Raw genomic sequence first — 19,714 nt, forward strand, 5'->3', positions numbered from 1 at the left:
CTCCGAAGGGGCGAAATAACCACACCGAAGTGTGGTTATGATTAAAACACCCGCTATTACTGGGTGCTGGTTGTCGTGGTGGTCGTGGTTCCGGTGTTGGAGCCATCACCGCCACCGGTTGCCGCCAGCGCGACACCCACGGCTGAACTTACGGTGCTGGCGCTGGCTGCGGTAGAACTTCCCGCAGACGCAGACGTCGCAGCCGAACCTGCCGCTTCCCCGACCTGAACCGGAGCTGCATAGACAGATGTCGCCGCAAGCGCAGATATGGCAAAAATGCCATACAGTACTTTCTTCATAACAATTTCCCTTCAATGAATGAATGGAGATTTGCCCAAAAAGAATTTCAGGCGGAATCGAGTATACACAACTACTGCCGTGGGTTTGCCGTAAGGGGAAATAGGGAGAGGGTTTTCGGACTAATGGTTAAAATGGAAATGAAAGACAAATGGCATAAATATATAATTTATAAAAATCAATAACTTATAATATAAATATATTAGTGGAGTACTGCGTATTTTCTTAAAATAAACCGCAGCAATTAGCGGGTTAACCGTCTTTTTCGGATTAAACTCAGAACCAGAATTTGAGTTAACTAACAGACATAAGGAATTATCCGATAAAAAAATGCCGGCATTTCGCCGGCACGTTTTCATGACGTTTTAATTACGCACGCCATGCTTTATAACGGTTGATCAAACCATTTGTTGAGCTGTCATGGCTGGCAACTGCTTTATCATCACCCAGCTCTGGCAGAATACGGTTTGCCAGCTGTTTGCCCAGCTCAACGCCCCACTGGTCAAAGGTGAAGATGTTCAGGATCGCGCCCTGTGTGAAGATTTTGTGCTCGTACAGAGCAATCAGCGCACCCAGGCTGAACGGCGTGATTTCGCGCAGCAGGATGGAGTTGGTTGGACGGTTGCCTTCGAACACCTTGAACGGCACCACGTGGTCCAGCGTGGCCGGGTCTTTACCCTGGTCACGGTATTCCTGCTCAACCACCTCGCGGGATTTACCGAACGCCAGCGCTTCGGTCTGTGCGAAGAAGTTGGACAGCAGCTTCGGATGGTGGTCGGACAGCGGATTATGGGTGATAGCCGGCGCGATGAAATCGCACGGTACCATTTTGGTGCCCTGGTGAATCAGCTGGTAGAAGGCATGCTGACCGTTGGTGCCCGGCTCGCCCCAGATGATTGGGCCAGTCTGGTAGTCCACCGCGTTGCCGTTACGGTCAACGTATTTACCGTTGGATTCCATGTTGCCCTGCTGGAAGTAGGCCGCAAAGCGGTGCATATACTGGTCGTACGGCAGGATCGCTTCGGTTTCAGCGCCGAAGAAGTTGTTGTACCAGATACCGATCAGCGCCAGCAGCACCGGCAGGTTTTTCTCTGGTGCGGTGGTGGAGAAGTGTTTATCCATCGCGTGCGCGCCGGAGAGCAGCTCAACGAAGTTGTCGAAGCCCACGGACAGGATGATGGACAGGCCAATCGCAGACCACAGGGAGTAGCGGCCGCCAACCCAGTCCCAGAACTCGAACATGTTCGCGGTATCAATGCCGAACTCGCTGACGGCTTTACCGTTGGTAGACAACGCCGCGAAGTGTTTCGCCACGTGCTTGTTATCGCCAGCCGTTTTCAGGAACCAGTCGCGCGCGCTGTGGGCGTTGGTCATGGTTTCCTGGGTGGTAAAGGTTTTAGACGCAACCAGGAACAGGGTGGTTTCCGGGTTCACGTTCTTCAGCACTTCGGCGATGTGGGTACCATCGACGTTAGACACAAAGTGCATATTGAGGTGGTTTTTGTACGGGCGCAGCGCTTCGGTCACCATGAACGGACCGAGGTCAGAACCGCCGATACCGATGTTAACCACGTCAGTGATCGCTTTGCCAGTGTAGCCTTTCCAGTTGCCGGAGATGATCGCTTCGGAGAAGGTTTTCATCTTTTCCAGCACCGCGTTCACTTCCGGCATGACGTCTTTGCCGTCAACGATGATTGGCGTATTGCTACGGTTACGCAGAGCGACGTGCAGCACGGCACGGTCTTCGGTGCGGTTGATCTTCTCACCGGAGAACATGGATTTGATGGCGTCGGCAAGCTCAGTCTCTTTCGCCAGATCCTGCAGTTTAGCCAGCGTCTCTTCGGTAATGCGGTTTTTGGAGAAATCCACCAGCATCAGGTCGTCGAAGGTCGCGGAGAACTTGTTGAAACGATCGGCATCTTTCGCGAACAGATCCGCGATGGTGACGTCTTTCATTTCATCATAATGTTTCTGGAGTGCCTGCCAGGCAGCGGTCTGCGTTGGGTTGATGTTTTTCATTAGCAATACTCTTCTGATTTGAGAATTGTGACTGCGGTCGATTGTAGCGCCTGCAAATAAAAATTGTGATGGTTTTTATGCCATTGCCCTGGCCTGCATCAAACGCAGGTGAAAAGACCCGAAAAGTATAGCTGCTGAAACGCCCTCCCGGAGCGGCGAAATGTCGGTCAAAATGCCCTAAAACGGAGCATAAAATCTGGCTCTGTTATAAGTCCTGTTTCTCAGGGGTACCCCCCCATAAAAAATCCGCATAATCCCAGCATTGACAGGACCTCCCCCGCATTTTATTTATAGGGCCGTATTTTGCGCCTGCACCTGTTTTCGTTTCACTCTTGTGCCAAGGTCGCTTATTCATTCCCTGACACGAGGTTGTTATGACGAGTTTTGTGGTCGCCAAGTTTGGCGGCACCAGTGTGGCCGATTACGATGCCATGAACCGCAGCGCCGATGTGGTGCTGGCCGATCCGAATACCCGCCTGGTGGTGCTTTCTGCATCTGCCGGCGTGACGAACCTGCTGGTTTCTCTGTCTGAAGGACTGGAAGCGACAGAACGTTTCGTGAAGCTGGATGCACTGCGCAAAATTCAGTTCGACATTCTTGAGCGTCTGCAGAACCCGAACGTCATCCGCGAGGAAGTGGAACGTCTGCTGGAAAACATCACCACCCTGGCAGAAGCCGCTTCGCTGGCCACCTCCACCGCCCTGACCGACGAACTGGTCAGCCACGGCGAGCTGATGTCCACCCTGCTGTTTGTTGAAATCATGCGCGAGCGTAACATTCAGGCGCAGTGGTTTGACGTGCGTAAAGTGATGCGTACCAGCGACCGCTTTGGTCGCGCCGAGCCGGACGTTGAAGCACTGGCCGAGCTGACCAATCAGCAGCTGGCACCACGCCTGGCAGACGGTATCGTGATCACCCAGGGCTTTATCGGCAGCGAAGCGAAGGGCCGCACCACCACGCTTGGCCGTGGCGGCAGCGACTACACCGCCGCGCTGCTGGGCGAAGCCCTGCATGCCACGCGCGTGGATATCTGGACTGACGTTCCGGGCATTTACACCACCGACCCGCGCGTCGTTTCCGCGGCGAAACGTATTGATGTGATCGCCTTTGAAGAAGCGGCGGAAATGGCCACCTTCGGTGCGAAAGTGCTGCATCCGGCAACCCTTTTGCCTGCCGTACGTAGCGATATTCCGGTCTTCGTCGGCTCCAGTAAAGATCCGAAAGCGGGCGGGACGCTGGTCTGCAAGAAAACGGAAAACCCACCGCTGTTCCGCGCCCTGGCCCTGCGCCGTCGCCAGACGCTGGTCACCCTGCACAGCCACAATATGCTGCACTCCCGCGGTTTCCTGGCGGAAGTGTTTGGCATTCTGGCACGCCACAACATCTCCGTGGATCTGATCACCACCTCTGAAGTGAGCATTGCGCTGACGCTGGACACCACCGGCTCTACCTCAACCGGTGACACCCTGCTGACGCAGTCTCTGCTGATTGAGCTGTCCGAGCTGTGCCGCGTGGAAGTGGAAGAAGATCTGGCGCTGGTTGCCATCATTGGCAACAAGCTGTCGCGCGCCTGCGGCGTGGGCAAAGAGGTGTTTGGCGTGCTCGACCCGTTCAGCATCCGCATGATCTGCTACGGCGCGTCCAGCTATAACCTCTGCTTCCTGGTGCCTGCCGATCAGGCCGAGCAGGTCGTGCAGAAACTTCATCAGAATTTGTTTGAATAAAATTCGTTAGCGCGATAAACAATATCTACAAGCCGGGCACAGACCCGGCTTTTTCATAACTAAACAACACGACAATACTGCAAGGAAACCATTATGTTATCCGCCATCACGCGGCTGTTCCCGTTATGGGCGCTGCTGCTCTCCGTACTCGCGTATTACACCCCCACCACGTTCACCGGCATCGGGCCGTGGGTCACCACCCTGCTGATGCTGATTATGCTGGGCATGGGCGTGCATCTAAAAGTCGACGACTTCAAACGCGTGCTGTCTCGCCCTGCGCCCGTCGCGGCAGGAATATTTCTGCACTACCTGGTGATGCCGCTCGCGGCGTGGCTGCTGGCGATGGCCTTTAAGATGCCGCCCGACCTCTCCGCCGGGATGGTGCTGGTGGGCAGCGTGGCCAGCGGCACGGCGTCCAACGTCATGATCTATCTGGCGAAAGGCGACGTGGCGCTCTCCGTCACTATCTCGTCCGTCTCCACGCTGGTGGGCGTGATTGCCACGCCGCTGTTAACCCGCCTGTACGTGGATGCGCATATTCAGGTGGACGTGATGGGCATGCTGCTGAGCATTCTGCAGATTGTGGTGATCCCGATTGCGCTGGGGCTGGTCATTCACCATCTTTTACCGCGCGTGGTGAAGGCCGTTGAGCCATACCTGCCCGCATTTTCGATGATCTGTATTCTGGCCATCATCAGCGCCGTGGTGGCGGGCTCCGCCTCACACATTGCTTCCGTAGGCTTTGTAGTGATCGTCGCGGTGGTGCTGCATAACACCATTGGTCTTCTGGGCGGCTACTGGGGAGGGAAACTGTTTGGCTTCGACGAATCGACCTGCCGCACGCTGGCGATTGAGGTAGGGATGCAGAACTCCGGCCTGGCGGCGGCGCTTGGTAAAATCTACTTCTCACCGCTGGCGGCCCTGCCTGGCGCGCTGTTCTCCGTCTGGCACAACCTCTCCGGCTCGCTGCTGGCGGGCTACTGGTCCGGCAAACCGATTGATGAACAAACGAAAAAAGATGCGGTGAAGCAGGGTTAATTGACTCAGCTTGCTTTACACTGAAGCCTCCCCATCAGGAGGCTTCAGCAATGGCTACACCACGTTTGACCCAGAAAGACATGACCGAAGCCGAGCAGCGCGAACTGAAAACGCTTCTCGACCGCGCCCGTATCGCACATGGCCGCACGCTGACGAACGCCGAAACCAATCAGGTGAAAAAAGAGTACATCGATAAGCTCATGGCGCAGCGTGACGCCGCGGCGAAAAAAGCCCGCAAGCTGAAAAAAGAGCAGGCTTATAAACCCGATGCAGAGGCGACCTTTTCCTGGTCGGCCACAACGTCTACCCGTGGAAGGCGCTAATCAGCGCCCTTTCTTTTTACGGCCAGGCTGGGTAAATCGCTTCCCGTTACCCGGTTTGCCGCGTCCTTTCTCTTCCGCCTGCGGCGCCTTCACCACCGGACGTTTAATCGCCTGGGTTTTCGGTTTTGCTTTGGCCTTCGGCTTCGCTTCGGACGAGGAGTTCTCGATAAGCTTGAACAGCTCGATCAGTTCGTCGTCCGTTAAGTCGCGCCATTCGCCCAGCGGAATGCCGGACAGGCTGACGTTCATGATGCGCGTGCGCTCAAGCTTCGTCACTTCATAACCGAAATGTTCGCACATGCGGCGGATCTGGCGGTTTAAGCCCTGCACCAGGGTAATGCGGAACGCGAACGGCGCTTCTTTCTTCACCTTACACTTTTTCGTAACGGTACCGAGGATCGGCACACCGGCGCCCATACCGCGAATAAAGTCGTCCGTGACCGGCTTATTTACCGTCACAATGTACTCTTTCTCGTGATCGTTACCGGCACGCAGGATCTTGTTGACCAGATCGCCGTGGTTGGTGAGGAAAATCAGCCCCTGAGAGTCTTTATCCAGACGGCCAATCGGGAAGATACGGCTGCTGTGGTTCACGAAATCAACGATGTTGTCCCGCTCACCGTCTTCCGTGGTGCTGACAATCCCAACCGGTTTGTTCAACGCGATAAACACCAGGTCTTCAGCATCACGCGGTTCGATGACCTGACCATTCACTTTAACCACATCGCCAGGCACCACCTGATCGCCGATGGTGGCGCGTTTGCCGTTAAGAAACACGTTACCTTGTTCAATGTAACGGTCAGCCTCGCGACGTGAGCAGATCCCGCTCTCGCTAATGTATTTGTTTAATCGGGTTGATTGAGTTGGCAGCATAGTTTCTCCTGTGAAGGGCGAAATATACCTTACCTTGCGGCTGACAAAAAAGTGTTAGTAACCGTTGATCAAAAAATCGAGTGCATCCCGCAATGAAGCCCGGTTTTGCGTTAGATCGGCGACACGCTCGCCTAACTCTTTTGGCGATATGCCTGCCATCATGTGCATCATTACTACACAGGGTATACCCGCTATCTCAACGACAGGGCACACTTTCGCAGGTGGCTGAATGCCTCCCAGATGGCTAAGTTCAACTGCGGGGGCGACCAGAACATGCTTCATCACATTAGCCACGGGATGCTGCATATTGATTAGCCAGGGATAGGCAGTTTTCCCCTTACCTTCATTCTCATAAGCAAAATATTGCTCCATCAGAACGACCTCTGAAAGTCACTAAAGGAGCCGTTTTCATCAACCCATTGGTTAATGGCCTCGATAGAAGCTTTATTTTCTGCTAACCACTCTGCACGCTGATGCGCACGAAACTGCTCCTGCAGTGCAGCCGTGAGCACGGCAGAGAGATTAAGTTTAAGCCGTCGCGCCTCTTCAAGGATTTCGGGCGACAGGGAAACATTCACTGATTTTTTAATGCCATGAGTAGTGCGCATGAAAACCCCCATCGGAATGCGCATGAATTGGCGAAGTGTAGCGTAATAAACGACCATTTTCTATTCCCTAAAAAACGTAAGGTCTGAAGGGTAAATGGCGCTTGATAAGGTGTCACGCCTCGCAACAAGGTTTTGCGAGGCGCTTTCAGAGATTAATACTCATCCCGCTCGTCGTCTTCATCCGGCTGTTCCATCACGCTGTACGCCACCGCGCAGAACAACGAGTTGAGACGCTTCATATCGCCCAGCAGTCCCAGGTGGAGTGAGCTGGTTTCGATACTCTGCACGTTCTGCTGGTGCAGACGCTCAACGTGGGCGTGCGAGTAGCGGCGGTTCAGAATACGGAAACGATGCTTGTTGCGGCGCAGGCGGCGCGCGCTCGGCACATCGCTGGAGAAGAATACCGACATCGCCAGCTTGAGGTTGCTGACCAGCTGTTCGTGCAGCGCTTCCAGCTCCTTCAGGCCTTCACCTGAAAACGCACGACGCGCGGCAAGGGATTTGTCGGCGATCTCGCTGCCCATGCGTTCAACGATATCCGAAGCCTGCTCAAGGTTAAGCGACATCTCGATAATTTCCGCCCAGCGGCGAGACTCCTCTTCCGCCAGCTCGTCCTGCGGCATGCGCGCCAGGTAAAGCTTGATGGCGGTATAGAGCACGTTGATATCGTCAGCTAACCTGCGCAGCTCTTTCTCTTCACGCGGCTCGCCGTGCATCACCTTTTGCAGGCCTTCGAGCATGGTTTCCATTGCGTCGCCCATGCGCAGCGTCTCGCGCGCGGCATTCGCCAGCGCCAGCGCCGGGGTATCCAGCGCGGACGTATCCAGGTGCTTCGGTTTCAGGCGCGCATCCAGCTCCGGTTCGTCCTGAATGAGGCGTTCGCAGAAGCGGGCCATCGACCCGGCAAAAGGTACCATCGCCAGGCAGCGCACCAGGTTGTAGAACACGTGGAAATAGATCACCAGCTCCGCCTTCGGCAGCGGGAGGTTGTCCATCAGGTTCGCCAGCGGGTGTATAAAGGGCAGGATAATCAGGCTGCCCACCAGCTTAAACAGCAGGCTGCCGAGCGCCACGCGGCGGGCGGCGGCGTTGGCCGCGCTGTTATTGAGCATCGCCAGCAGGCCCGAGCCGAGGTTGGCACCGATCACCAGGCACAGCGCGACCGGGAAGGAGATCGCCCCAGCGGCGGTGAGCGTGGCCGTCAGCAGCACGGCGGCCAGGCTGGAGTAGCTGACGATGGCAAACACCGCGCCAATCAGCGCGTCGAGCATGATGTCCCCGGTCAGGGAAGCGAAGATGACCTGAACGCCGTTGGCCTCGGTAATAGGGGTGACCGCCTGCACAATCAGCTCCAGCGCCAGCAGGATCAGCCCCAGGCCAATCCCCACGCGTCCAAGCTGGCCGGCCCGCGTCTGTTTGCGGCCGAGGAAGAAGATCACGCCGATAAAAATCAGCAGCGGTGACAGCCAGGAGAGATCGAACGTCAGGATACGCGCCATCAGCGCGGTACCCACATCAGCCCCCAGCACAATGACCAGCGCCGGGGCCAGCGCCACCAGATCCTGCGCCACAAAGGAGGTGACAAGCAGGGTTGTGGCGTTGCTGCTCTGAACCAGTGCCGTTACGCCAATGCCCGCGCAGAAGGCGAGCGGCTTCTTCTCAACGCTGCTGCTGAGGACGGTACGTAAACGGGCGCCAAAAACGCGCATCACGCCGGTACGGACGATATGGGTGCCCCATACGAGCAGTGCGACTGCAGAGAGCAGATGTAACAGGGTCAGCACGGAAGGTTTTCCTCCTTATCGTTATTCGTTTTCCATAGGTTCAGTATAAGGGTTTAAGCGTAAGAAAGAGACAAGGCACCATTGAGGTGCCCTGTTTGTTGTAAGGAAAAGTGATTTTAGTCGGCGTCGTAGCCGAGATTAGGGGCCAGCCAGCGCTCCACTTCTGATACGCTCATCCCTTTGCGCAAGGCGTAATCTTCGATCTGATCCCGCTGCAGCTGCGCCACGGCGAAGTACTTGCTGTCCGGATGGCTGAAGTACCAGCCTGAGACTGACGCGCCCGGCCACATGGCGAACGACTCGGTGAGCTTCATACCTGTATGCGCTTCTACGTCCAGCAGTTTCCAGATGGTGCCTTTTTCGGTGTGTTCCGGGCAGGCCGGATAGCCCGGTGCCGGACGAATCCCCTGGTAATTTTCGCGGATCAGATCCTCATTGCTGAGGTTTTCGTTCGCCGCGTAGCCCCAGTGCACCTTACGCACGCGCTCGTGGAGGTACTCGGCGAAGGCTTCCGCCAGGCGGTCGGCAATCGCTTTCACCATGATTTTATTGTAATCATCGTGCTGCGCTTCGAACGCGTCCGCCAGCGCATCTTCTTCCAGACCGCCGGTTACCGCAAAGGCGCCGATATAGTCGGCTTTACCACTTAACTTCGGCGCGACGAAATCGGCCAGGCAGTAGTTGGCAAAGCCCACTTTCTCGGTTTGCTGACGCAGATGGCGGCTGACCGCCAGTACGTGAGTGCGGGTTTCATCGCGGTAAATTTCGATGTCGTCACCCACACGGTTAGCCGGGAACAGCCCCACCACGCCCCGTGGGTTGAGGGTCTTCTCTGCGCTCAGCGTGTCGAGCATGTCGTTGGCATCTTTAAACAGGCGCTTCGCCTCCTCGCCTACCACCTCATCCTCCAGGATGCGCGGATATTTACCCGCCAGCGACCAGGTCATAAAGAACGGCGTCCAGTCGATGTAGTTGCGCAGCGTCTCGATGCTGGCACTGACCTCCTGAACGCCCAGGCGATGCGCGACCGGCGGCGTATAGCTCGACCAGTCAAAGGCCAGATCGTTGTCGCGCGCCGCCTGGAGTGAAACAGGCGGGGTGCGCGGCTTCTTACGGCCGTGCTGGATGCGGACGGTTTCGTACTCTTTGCGGGTGCGCGCCACAAAATCGTCGCGCTGGGTGTCAGAGAGCAGCGCGGAGACCACGCCCACGGTGCGCGAGGCGTTCTGCACGTACACCGTCGGCCCGCTGTAGTTCTGCTCGATTTTCACCGCCGTGTGCGCTTTGGAGGTGGTCGCCCCGCCAATCAGCAGCGGAATGGTGAAGCCCTGACGCTCCATCTCCTTCGCCACGTTAACCATCTCGTCCAGCGACGGCGTAATCAGCCCGGAGAGGCCAATCAGGTCAGCGTTCACTTCGCGCGCGGTCTTGAGGATTTTATCCGCCGGGACCATCACGCCGAGGTCGATAATTTCGTAGTTATTGCACTGCAGCACCACGCCGACAATATTCTTGCCGATGTCGTGCACGTCACCCTTGACGGTGGCGATGACCATCTTGCCGTTGCTGGAGCCTTTCTCTTTGCTGGCCTCGATAAACGGCTCAAGGTACGCCACGGCCTGCTTCATCACGCGGGCGGATTTCACCACCTGCGGCAGGAACATTTTGCCTTCGCCAAACAGATCGCCGACCACGTTCATGCCGTCCATCAGCGGGCCTTCAATGACCTCAATCGGGCGGGCTGCCTGCTGGCGCGCCTCTTCGGTATCGAGCTCGATAAATTCGGTAATGCCTTTAACCAGCGAGTATTCCAGACGCTTTTTCACGTCCCAGGAACGCCACTCGGCCTGCTGAACGTTTGCCGCCTCATCCGATTTGCTGCCGCGGTATTTCTCCGCCAGGTCCAGCATGCGCTCGGTGGCGTCGTCGCGGCGGTTAAGGATCACGTCCTCGACGGCATCGCGCAGCTCGGCAGGAAGGTCGTCGTAAATCGCCAGCTGTCCGGCGTTAACGATCCCCATGTCCATGCCGTTGCGGATGGCGTAGTAGAGGAACACAGCGTGGATCGCTTCACGCACCGGGTCGTTACCGCGGAACGAGAACGACACGTTCGATACGCCGCCGGAAATCAGCGCATGCGGCAGCTCGCGCTTGATGTCCTCGCACGCGCCGATAAAGTCCTGGGCATAGTTATTATGCTCTTCGATGCCGGTCGCCACGGCGAAGATGTTCGGGTCAAAGATGATGTCTTCCGGCGGGAAGCCCACCTCTTCGGTCAAAATCTTGTACGCGCGGCGGCAAATCTCGATTTTGCGCTCGCGGGTATCCGCCTGGCCCACTTCGTCAAAGGCCATGACCACCACGGCGGCACCGTAGCGGCGGACCATTTTCGCGTGGTGGATAAAGATATCAACGCCCTCTTTCATAGAGATAGAGTTGACGATGCCTTTACCCTGAATGCACTTCAGCCCTTTTTCGATGACTTCCCATTTGGAGGAGTCAATCATGATCGGCACGCGGGCGATGTCCGGCTCACCGGCGATCAGGTTGAGGAAACGCACCATCGCCGCTTCGGCGTCGAGCATCCCCTCATCCATATTGATATCGATAATCTGCGCGCCGCTTTCCACCTGCTGGCGGGCAACGTCCAGCGCTTCGCTGTACTTCTCTTCTTTAATCAGGCGCTTGAACTTTGCAGAACCGGTGACGTTAGTACGCTCACCCACGTTCACAAACAGGCTGTCGTCGCCGATGGTCAACGGCTCAAGGCCGGAAAGGCGACAGGCAACCGGCAGCTCGGGCAGCCTGCGCGGCGGCAGTCCGGCGACGGCGTTGCTCATGGCCGCGATGTGCTCCGGCGTGGTGCCGCAACAGCCGCCGACAATGTTCAGGAAGCCAGACTCGGCCCACTCGCGGATTTGCGCCGCCATGGTGTCGGCATCGAGATCGTATTCACCGAACGCGTTCGGCAGACCGGCGTTCGGGTGGGCGGTGACGTAGCATTCCGCGATACGGGACAGCTCCTGCACGTACTGACGCAGTTCATCCGGCCCCAGCGCGCAGTTAAGGCCAAAGGAGAGCGCTTCGGCGTGGCGCAGGGAGTTATAAAACGCTTCGGTTGTCTGACCGGACAGGGTGCGGCCGGAGGCGTCGGTGATGGTGCCGGAAATCATGATCGGCAGGTCAACGCCCAGCGCCTCAAACTCCTCTTTCACCGCGTAAATTGCGGCTTTGGCGTTGAGGGTGTCGAAGACGGTTTCAATCAGGATCAGGTCGGAGCCGCCTTCCACCAGCGCTCTGGTCGATTCGCGGTAGGCGGCAACCAGCTGGTCAAAGGTGATATTACGAAACGCCGGGTCGTTGACGTCCGGTGAAATCGACGCGGTGCGGTTCGTCGGGCCTAGCACCCCGGCAACGTAGCGAGGCTTGTCCGGCGTGCGGGCCGTCCACTCGTCGGCGCAGGCGCGCGCCAGCTTCGCGGCTTCCAGGTTGATTTCCGCCGACAGGGATTCCATCTGGTAATCCGCCATGGCGATGGTTGTCGAGTTGAAGGTGTTGGTTTCAACGATATCCGCACCCGCTTCGAAGTAGGCGTTATGGATATCCTTAATCACGGACGGCTTGCTGAGCACCAGCAGGTCGTTGTTCCCTTTCAGGTCGCATGGCCAGTCGGCAAAGCGCTCGCCGCGGAAATCGTCTTCACTCAGACGATAGCTCTGGATCATGGTGCCCATGCCGCCGTCCAGCACCAGAATTCGTTCATTTAACTGCGCACGCAGTTGCTCTACTTTGCTGCTCACACTTGCTCCCGACAACGCTCAACAAGGCCAAAAGGCTGCTTTCCATACTGGCACAATCTCGCAGGGTGGAAAAGCCACTCAGGGGTAACATGAGACATGTTCACCATCACTCCTCCGATCAGTCAGGATAACGGTTGCAAATTCACCAAATAAAACGAAAATGATTTCCACGATACAGAAAAAGGAGATCGCCATGGTCGCGACCGTTCCCGCCAAACGCGGCAGAAAGCCTGCTGCCACCACAGCCGCACAACAGGGCGGACAGGTTCAATCGCTCACGCGCGGTCTGAAGCTGCTGGAGTGGATAGCCGAGTCGCACAGCAGCGTGGCCCTGACGGAGCTGGCCCAGCAGGCTGGCCTTCCTAACTCCACAACGCACCGCCTGCTGACCACCATGCAGCAGCTGGGCTTTGTGCGTCAGGTGGGCGAGCTGGGGCACTGGGCGGTGGGCGCGCACGCGTTTATCGTCGGCAGCAGCTTCCTGCAGAGCCGCAACCTGCTGGCGATTGTGCACCCGATTCTGCGCAAGCTGATGGAGGAGTCCGGCGAGACGGTAAACCTGGCGGTACTGGACCAGAGCGACCATCAGGCGATTATCATCGACCAGGTGCAGTGCACGCAGCTGATGCGCATGTCCGCACCGATTGGCGGCAAGCTGCCGATGCACGCGTCCGGGGCGGGGAAAGCATTTCTCTCGCAGCTGAGCGAGGAGCAGGTGACGGGGCTGCTGCACCGTAAAGGGCTGCACGCCTATACCCACGCCACCCTGGTGTCACCCGTGCATCTGAAAGAAGACCTGGCCCTGACCCGCAAGCGCGGCTATTCGTTTGATGATGAAGAACATGCCCTGGGCCTGCGCTGCCTCGCGGCCTGCATTTTTGACGAGCACCGCGAGCCGTTTGCCGCCATCTCCATCTCCGGGCCGATTTCGCGCATGACCGACGACCGCGTGACCGAGCTCGGTGCGCTGGTGATTAAGGCGGCGAAAGAGGTCACGCTGGCGTACGGTGGGATTCGTTAAAATTGAGTGCGGCCTGATGCCCTCACCCCGGCCCTCTCCCACAGGGAGAGGGAGAAAAGCGAATGCAAAACCGCTGCTTGCGGCGGTAAGCGTACACATCTTCGACATGCCCGTTTTTGATCCGCGTTTGCAGCCCGCGCCAGTAGCTGGCGCGAAACAGATCGGCATGCATCTCTTCGAATAGCGGCCCGATACGCGGGTCGGCACACAGCCAGTGGCGAAACTCCTCCGGAAACACATCGCCCGGCGAAACGCTGTACCACGGCTCGCCGGAAAGCTCATCTTCCGGGTAGCGGGGCGGTGGGATATCGCGGAAATTCACTTCGGTCATGTAGCAAATTTCGTCGTAATCGTAGAACACCACCCGCCCGTGACGGGTGACGCCGAAGTTTTTAAACAGCATGTCGCCCGGGAAAATATTGGCGGCGGCAAGCTGGCGAATCGCGTTGCCGTACTCTTCAATGGCATCCCGCAGCGCCTGACCTTCGGACTGCTCAAGCCAGATATTCAGCGGCACCATGCGGCGCTCAATGTAGAGATGACTAATCACGATTTTGTCACCCAGATCGGTGATTTTCGCAGGCGCTTCCTGCATCAAAAGCGTCATGAGCGCCGGGTCGATCTGCTGTTTATCCAGCACAAAGTTTTCGAATTCCTGGGTATCCGCCATGCGCCCGACGCGATCGTGCTCTTTGACCAGCTGATAGCAGGCGCGAACGTGCGCGGCGGTCATCTCTTTCTGCGGGGCGAATCTGTCCTTAATCACCTTAAAGACCCGGTCGAAGCCTGGCAGCGTAAAGACCAGCATCACCATACCGCGAATGCCTGGCGCTTCGATAAACTGCTCATCAGCGGTAGTGACATAACGCAGGTATTCCCGGTAGCTTTCCGTTTTAGCGTGCTTCTGGCAGCCAATGGCCATATACAGCTCGGCGGTGGTTTTACCCGGCAGGATCTCGCGCAGCCACTCCACCAGCGCGGCAGGCAGCGGGGCGTACACCATGAAATAAGAGCGGGCGAAACCAAACACGATGCTGGCCTCGGCGCCGGTGGTCAGGCAGGTATCGACAAACAGTTCCCCGTCGTCGGTACGGTGAATCGGCAGCAGAAACGGCACAATGGCGGTTGGCGTAACCAGTTTGCCCACCAGCCAGGCGGCTTTATTGCGGTAGAAAAGCTCGTTGGCCACCTGCAAATGGCTGTGGCTGAGCACCTCCGCGCCGAAGGCTTCATTGAGATGGGCGTAGATATAGCCGATATCCCGGGTTTTATTCTCCCAGGGCAGGCGCAGCGGCAAATCCGTTAGCACGCGGTGCAGGAGCTTTTCCCATCCGCGATCGGGAAAGAAATCTTTCGCCAGCGGACGTGGGATGGTTCGAAAGCGCCGCTCGGGCTGGGAGCTGAAGATAAATAACCGCTCAGGAGATAATGAGCGGTGGTCAAATAACCGGCAATAGACGGAGTTGAAAAAGCTCTCCGCAATCTCGAAGCGAGGGTAGTCGGGTAACAAATGGGTGTAGTGCTCCTTCACGCGCAGTAAAAATTCCGCGTCTGGACTTTTACCGTCGGTAATACAGCGCAGCTGCTCCACCACCAGACCCACGTGGTGATCATAGAGATGGATACGCTGCTTCATGGCCTGCTGAACCGCATGCCAGTCTGCGTGTTCAAAGCGCTGCTGCGCGCCGGATGTCACTTCAAGAAAACGACCATACTGGGCATCAAAGCCCTGCAAAATAGTTTGGGCAATCAGTAATTCCAGGCCACGCGACATATATTCCCCTTACCCAACCCTCTCCCCAGAGGGGAGAGGGGGAAAAGATTAGAACTGTGCTTCTTCCGTTGAACCCGTTAAGGCGGTGACGGAGGAGGTGCCGCCCTGAATAATCGTGGTCACATTATCAAAGTAGCCGGTTCCCACCTCCTGCTGGTGAGACACGAAGGTGTAGCCGTCTTTACCCGCGGCAAACTCCGGCTGCTGCACCTTCTCAACGTAGTGCTTCATGCCCTCACCCTGCGCGTAGGCGTGCGCCAGGTCGAACATGTTAAACCACATGCTGTGGATGCCTGCCAGAGTAATGAACTGGTATTTGTAGCCCATGTCGGACAGCTGCTGCTGGAAGCTGGCGATCGTTTTGTCATCCAGCTTTTTCTGCCAGTTGAAGGACGGCGAGCAGTTGTAGGCCAGCAGCTTGCCCGGGTATTTCGCGTGGATGGCGTCGGCAAAGCGTTTTGCCAGCGCCAGATCCGGCGTGGAGGTTTCACACCAGACCAGGTCCGCGTACGGCGCGTACGCCAGGCCGCGGCTGATCGCCTGCTCAATGCCGGCATGTGTGCGGTAGAAGCCTTCGCTGGTACGCTCGCCGGTGATGAATTCGCTGTCGTACGGGTCGCAGTCAGAGGTGATCAGGTCAGCCGCGTCGGCATCGGTACGGGCAATCACCAGCGTCGGCACGCCGAGCACGTCAGCAGCCAGACGCGCGGCAACCAGCTTCTGCACGGCTTCCTGGGTAGGAACGAGCACCTTACCGCCCATGTGTCCGCATTTCTTCACTGACGCCAGCTGGTCTTCGAAGTGAACGGCCGCTGCACCGGCCTCAATCATCGATTTCATCAGCTCGAAGGCATTCAGCACGCCGCCGAAGCCCGCTTCCGCATCCGCGACGATCGGCAGGAAGTAGTCAATAAAGCGCGGATCGCCAGGTTCGATACCGGCAGCCCACTGGATCTGATCCGCACGGCGGAAGGTATTGTTGATCCGATCCACAACCGACGGCACGGAGTTAGCCGGATAGAGCGACTGATCCGGGTACATGCTGGAGGCCAGGTTGGCGTCCGCCGCAACCTGCCAGCCGGAGAGGTAAATCGCCTCAATACCGGCCTTCGCCTGCTGCAGCGCCTGACCGCCGGTCAGCGCGCCGAGGCTGTTGATGTAGCCTTTTTTAGAGCCACCGTGCAGCAGCTTCCACATTTTCGCCGCGCCATTTTGCGCCAGCGTGCATTCCGGATTGACCGAACCGCGTAATTTCACCACTTCCTCCGCGCTGTAAGGACGGCGGATGCCTTCCCAGCGAGGTTGTGTCCACTCTTTCTTTAACTCTTCGATTTGTTGGGTACGGGTTTTCATGTGCAGATGCTCCATATTGTTATGTGGTGAGTTACGCCAGGAAGCGGTAGCCCGGCAGGGTCAGGAAGTCGATTAAGTCATCTGATGTGGTGATTTGCTCCATCAGGCGCGCAGCGTCGTCAAAACGCCCGCTGCTGAAGCGGTGTTCGCCCAGCTCGTCCTGGATCACCCGCATCTCTTCGGCCAGCATCTGGCGGAACAGAGATTTGGTCACCGGCTTGTCGTTGCTGAGCGTTTTTTGATGGTGGATCCACTGCCAGATTGAGGTACGTGAGATCTCTGCCGTCGCGGCATCTTCCATCAGGCCGTAGATCGGCACGCAGCCGTTGCCGGAGATCCACGCTTCGATGTATTGCACGGCGACGCGAATATTGGCACGCATGCCCTCTTCCGTCCGCTCGCCCGCACACGGAGCCAGCAGCTGTTCTTCAGCCGTTGGGGCATCCTCTTCGCGCGTAACAAACAGCTGGTTTTTATTGTCACCGAGTACGCGGTTGAAGACCTCCATCGCCGTATCGGCCAGGCCGGGATGGGCAATCCACGTGCCGTCGTGACCGTTACGGGCTTCAAGCTCTTTGTCGGCCTTCACCTTGTTGAGCACCTGATTGTTGCGCTCTGCGTCTTTGCTCGGGATAAATGCCGCCATGCCGCCCATCGCAAAGGCACCGCGCTTGTGGCAGGTTTTGATCAGCAGACGCGAGTAGGCGCTCAGGAACGGTTTATCCATGGTCACGACCTGGCGATCCGGCAGCACGCGATCGGGATAGTTTTTCAGGGTTTTGATGTAGCTGAAAATATAGTCCCAGCGTCCGCAGTTCAGGCCGACAATGTGGTCTCTCAGGGCGTGCAGAATTTCATTCATCTGGAACACGGCGGGCAGCGTTTCAATCAGCAGCGTGGCCTTGATGGTGCCCCGCGGCAGGTTGAAACGATCTTCTGCATAGCTGAAGACCTCGCTCCACCAGGCCGCTTCCTGCCAGGCCTGCGTTTTTGGCAGATAGAAATAGGGGCCGCTGCCCTTCGCCAGCAGGGCTTTGTAGTTGTGGAAGAAATAGAGCGCAAAATCAAACAGGCTGCCCGGAATGGCTTCCCCACGCCAGGTGACATGTTTTTCAGGCAGGTGCAGCCCACGTACGCGGCAGATCAGCACCGCCGGGTTCGGCTTGAGCTGGTAAATTTTGCCGGCTTCATTGGTATAGCTGATGGTGCCGTTCACGGCGTCGCGCAGGTTGATCTGCCCGTCGATAACTTTGTTCCAGTCAGGCGCCAGTGAGTCTTCAAAATCGGCCATAAAGACTTTAACGTTGGCGTTCATGGCGTTGATCACCATTTTGCGCTCTACCGGACCGGTGATCTCAACGCGACGATCCTGTAAATCTTCAGGGATGCCGCGGATTTTCCACTCGCCACGACGAATGGAAGCGGTTTCCGAAATGAATCCAGGCAACTTGCCATCGTCAATTTCCTGCTGCTGATGAATACGTGCCGCCAGCAGCTTATTACGCTGCGGCGTAAAGCGAGTCACCAGTTCAGTCAGAAATTCTACCGCTTCCGCCGTCAAAACTTGCTGTTCTTGCTCGCCATACGGCTGGGTAAAGGCCAGTTCATCGACCGTCGTTGCCTGTTGAGTCATTACTCTGCTCCTCATCAAAGATCCAAAATCACGCTCCCGATGCGAACGAAAGATCGTTGGGTAGTTTTCGCTCAGCAGAATTAAGACTATCTCTATTTTTTCCAAAATCAAAAACAATTTCCATTTTAATTTTTAATTGCAATTAATTATTTGATTTTATTGAGATTAAAGTTTGACTGAATGATGAGGGGTATTTCGGAAATAAAAAAGGCACCCGAAGGTGCCTGATTTGAATAGCTGAAACGCTTTAGGATCGTTTAGTGCAGACGATTACTCCAGCGTTGGATTCATGTGACGCAGATCGTATGGCGTTATCTGATAGACGTAATAGTTGAGCCAGTTAGTAAAAAGCAAATTCCCGTGGCTGCGCCAGGTTGCTCTCGGTTTGTTTTGCGGATCGTCTTTCGGGAAATAGTTGTACGGCACATCCGGATTAAGACCCGCTTCGACATCACGGAAATACTCTGACGCGAGAGTGTGCGGATCGTATTCAGGATGCCCGGTCACAAAGGCAATGCGCTTATCTTTGCTGGCAAACAGGTAAGCGTCCCCATCTTCCGTTTCTGCCAGGATCTCCAGATCGGTGTAATCACGAATCAGCTGGGCCGGGAAGTCAGCGTAGCGAGAATGCGGGGCCAGGAAAGAATCATCAAACCCGCGCGTCAGCAACGCATGTGGATGGAGAATATGGTGTTCGTATACGCCGGAGAGCTTTTCAGTGCGGGTTTGCTTGGGGATGCCATAGAGAATATTCAGTGCGGCTTGTACCGCCCAACAGACAAACAATGTGGACGTGACGTGATCTTTTGCCCACTCCAGCACCTGTTTGATTTGCGGCCAGTAGGCGACATCGTTAAATTCAACCAGACCCAGCGGCGCGCCGGTCACAATCAGTCCGTCGAAGTTTTCACCCTGGATGTCATCGAAGTTACAGTAGAAGTTGTTCAGATGCTCAGAAGGCGTGTTACGTGACTCACGGGCATCGATTCGCAGCAGCTGAATATCAACCTGCAGCGGGGAGTTCGACAGAAGACGCAGGAACTGGTTTTCTGTTTCGATCTTTTTTGGCATCAGATTGAGAATAAGCACCTTCAGCGGGCGAATTTCCTGACCTGTCGCACGCGAAGCCGTCATGACGAAGACGTTTTCTTCACGCAAGAAATTGACGGCTGGTAGCTCGTCCTGCACCCGAATCGGCATAGCTTTATATCCTCACAGCATACGTATAAACGTTTAGACATCCAGATAGCTAACGATACCCAGAAATGGTTTGAATGTCGAGTCTGCAAGCAGAAGGTGAGAAAGTTTCAAGGAGGGGGGGAAACAAAAGCAAAAAACCCCGCACCTTACGGTACGGGGTTCTTCTTAATTGATGCCTGGCAGTTCCCTACTCTCACATGGGGAGACCCCACACTACCATCGGCGCTACGGCGTTTCACTTCTGAGTTCGGCATGGGGTCAGGTGGG

General features: G+C 56.5%; 15 protein-coding genes and 1 rRNA gene. 4 read left to right on the plus strand and 12 right to left on the minus strand.

The window, feature by feature from the left end:
• Nucleotides 1-56 precede the first annotated feature (56 nt).
• Complete coding sequence (yjbE, locus tag AC0TNG_RS11535; RefSeq protein ID WP_008503423.1) at nt 57-299, minus strand: exopolysaccharide production protein YjbE; 243 nt, start codon at nt 297-299, stop codon at nt 57-59.
• A 367-nt stretch (nt 300-666) separates the two neighbouring features.
• Nucleotides 667-2,316, minus strand: coding sequence for a glucose-6-phosphate isomerase (gene pgi, locus AC0TNG_RS11540; protein WP_032650546.1), 1,650 nt, complete (start codon nt 2,314-2,316; stop codon nt 667-669).
• A 374-nt stretch (nt 2,317-2,690) separates the two neighbouring features.
• Here pgi and lysC point away from each other — a divergent pair, with 374 nt between their 5' ends.
• The 3 genes from lysC to AC0TNG_RS11555 all read left to right on the plus strand — a co-directional run bounded on the left by lysC (nt 2,691) and on the right by AC0TNG_RS11555 (nt 5,401).
• Nucleotides 2,691-4,040, plus strand: coding sequence for a lysine-sensitive aspartokinase 3 (gene lysC / locus AC0TNG_RS11545; RefSeq protein ID WP_023334126.1), 1,350 nt, complete (start codon nt 2,691-2,693; stop codon nt 4,038-4,040).
• A 93-nt stretch (nt 4,041-4,133) separates the two neighbouring features.
• Nucleotides 4,134-5,078, plus strand: a complete 945-nt coding sequence (gene panS, locus AC0TNG_RS11550; protein ID WP_473712504.1) for a ketopantoate/pantoate/pantothenate transporter PanS — start codon at nt 4,134-4,136, stop codon at nt 5,076-5,078.
• Nucleotides 5,079-5,128: 50 nt separating this feature from the next.
• Nucleotides 5,129-5,401 (plus strand): YjbD family protein, encoded by a 273-nt coding sequence (locus AC0TNG_RS11555; RefSeq protein ID WP_023309994.1) that lies wholly within the window; start codon nt 5,129-5,131, stop codon nt 5,399-5,401.
• Here the strand turns inward: AC0TNG_RS11555 and rluF are convergent, their stop codons facing one another.
• The 5 genes from rluF to metH all read right to left on the minus strand — a co-directional run bounded on the left by rluF (nt 5,402) and on the right by metH (nt 12,466).
• Nucleotides 5,402-6,274 (minus strand): 23S rRNA pseudouridine(2604) synthase RluF, encoded by an 873-nt coding sequence (gene rluF / locus AC0TNG_RS11560; RefSeq protein WP_048990571.1) that lies wholly within the window; start codon nt 6,272-6,274, stop codon nt 5,402-5,404. It abuts the gene before it with no gap.
• A gap of 54 nt (nt 6,275-6,328) precedes the next feature.
• Entirely contained in the window at nt 6,329-6,646 is a 318-nt protein-coding gene (locus AC0TNG_RS11565) for a CcdB family protein (protein ID WP_024906671.1), read from the minus strand.
• Nucleotides 6,646-6,939 (minus strand): type II toxin-antitoxin system CcdA family antitoxin, encoded by a 294-nt coding sequence (locus tag AC0TNG_RS11570; RefSeq protein ID WP_024906670.1) that lies wholly within the window; start codon nt 6,937-6,939, stop codon nt 6,646-6,648. Before AC0TNG_RS11570 ends, AC0TNG_RS11565 begins: the two co-directional genes overlap by 1 nt.
• Before the next feature lie 95 nt (nt 6,940-7,034).
• On the minus strand, nt 7,035-8,666 hold the full coding sequence (locus AC0TNG_RS11575; RefSeq protein ID WP_048990567.1) for a Na/Pi cotransporter family protein: 1,632 nt from the start codon (nt 8,664-8,666) through the stop codon (nt 7,035-7,037).
• A 116-nt stretch (nt 8,667-8,782) separates the two neighbouring features.
• Nucleotides 8,783-12,466, minus strand: a complete 3,684-nt coding sequence (metH, locus tag AC0TNG_RS11580; RefSeq protein WP_473712505.1) for a methionine synthase — start codon at nt 12,464-12,466, stop codon at nt 8,783-8,785.
• Between the two features lie 193 nt (nt 12,467-12,659).
• On the opposite strand from metH, the gene iclR reads away from it, so the two are divergent.
• Nucleotides 12,660-13,487 carry a glyoxylate bypass operon transcriptional repressor IclR gene (iclR, locus tag AC0TNG_RS11585; RefSeq protein WP_075201537.1) on the plus strand — a complete coding sequence of 276 codons (828 nt, stop codon included), beginning with the start codon at nt 12,660-12,662 and terminating at the stop codon, nt 13,485-13,487.
• Nucleotides 13,488-13,509: 22 nt separating this feature from the next.
• Here the strand turns inward: iclR and aceK are convergent, their stop codons facing one another.
• The 5 genes from aceK to rrf all read right to left on the minus strand — a co-directional run.
• Complete coding sequence (gene aceK, locus AC0TNG_RS11590) at nt 13,510-15,261, minus strand: bifunctional isocitrate dehydrogenase kinase/phosphatase (protein ID WP_473712506.1); 1,752 nt, start codon at nt 15,259-15,261, stop codon at nt 13,510-13,512.
• 48 nt (nt 15,262-15,309) lie between these two features.
• Nucleotides 15,310-16,614 carry an isocitrate lyase gene (gene aceA / locus AC0TNG_RS11595; RefSeq protein WP_024906665.1) on the minus strand — a complete coding sequence of 435 codons (1,305 nt, stop codon included), beginning with the start codon at nt 16,612-16,614 and terminating at the stop codon, nt 15,310-15,312.
• 31 nt (nt 16,615-16,645) lie between these two features.
• Nucleotides 16,646-18,247 carry a malate synthase A gene (aceB, locus tag AC0TNG_RS11600; RefSeq protein WP_473712507.1) on the minus strand — a complete coding sequence of 534 codons (1,602 nt, stop codon included), beginning with the start codon at nt 18,245-18,247 and terminating at the stop codon, nt 16,646-16,648.
• A 270-nt stretch (nt 18,248-18,517) separates the two neighbouring features.
• A complete protein-coding gene (gene metA, locus AC0TNG_RS11605) occupies nt 18,518-19,447 on the minus strand; it encodes a homoserine O-acetyltransferase MetA (protein ID WP_024906663.1) in 930 nt (309 codons plus the stop codon).
• A gap of 174 nt (nt 19,448-19,621) precedes the next feature.
• Nucleotides 19,622-19,714 (minus strand): 5S ribosomal RNA (gene rrf / locus AC0TNG_RS11610); the annotation flags it as partial.

This window comes from Enterobacter sp. PL_is514 (assembly GCF_055816715.1).

Excerpts from the sequence above, each read along its gene's own strand:
- yjbE (WP_008503423.1), bottom strand. The coding sequence starts at position 299 with ATGAAGAAAGTACTGTATGGCATTTTTGCCATATCTGCGCTTGCGGCG.
- pgi (WP_032650546.1), bottom strand. The coding sequence starts at position 2,316 with ATGAAAAACATCAACCCAACGCAGACCGCTGCCTGGCAGGCACTCCAG.
- lysC (WP_023334126.1), top strand. The coding sequence starts at position 2,691 with ATGACGAGTTTTGTGGTCGCCAAGTTTGGCGGCACCAGTGTGGCCGAT.
- panS (WP_473712504.1), top strand. The coding sequence starts at position 4,134 with ATGTTATCCGCCATCACGCGGCTGTTCCCGTTATGGGCGCTGCTGCTC.
- AC0TNG_RS11555 (WP_023309994.1), top strand. The coding sequence starts at position 5,129 with ATGGCTACACCACGTTTGACCCAGAAAGACATGACCGAAGCCGAGCAG.
- rluF (WP_048990571.1), bottom strand. The coding sequence starts at position 6,274 with ATGCTGCCAACTCAATCAACCCGATTAAACAAATACATTAGCGAGAGC.
- AC0TNG_RS11565 (WP_024906671.1), bottom strand. The coding sequence starts at position 6,646 with ATGGAGCAATATTTTGCTTATGAGAATGAAGGTAAGGGGAAAACTGCC.
- AC0TNG_RS11570 (WP_024906670.1), bottom strand. The coding sequence starts at position 6,939 with ATGGTCGTTTATTACGCTACACTTCGCCAATTCATGCGCATTCCGATG.
- iclR (WP_075201537.1), top strand. The coding sequence starts at position 12,660 with ATGGTCGCGACCGTTCCCGCCAAACGCGGCAGAAAGCCTGCTGCCACC.
- aceK (WP_473712506.1), bottom strand. The coding sequence starts at position 15,261 with ATGTCGCGTGGCCTGGAATTACTGATTGCCCAAACTATTTTGCAGGGC.
- aceA (WP_024906665.1), bottom strand. The coding sequence starts at position 16,614 with ATGAAAACCCGTACCCAACAAATCGAAGAGTTAAAGAAAGAGTGGACA.
- aceB (WP_473712507.1), bottom strand. The coding sequence starts at position 18,247 with ATGACTCAACAGGCAACGACGGTCGATGAACTGGCCTTTACCCAGCCG.
- metA (WP_024906663.1), bottom strand. The coding sequence starts at position 19,447 with ATGCCGATTCGGGTGCAGGACGAGCTACCAGCCGTCAATTTCTTGCGT.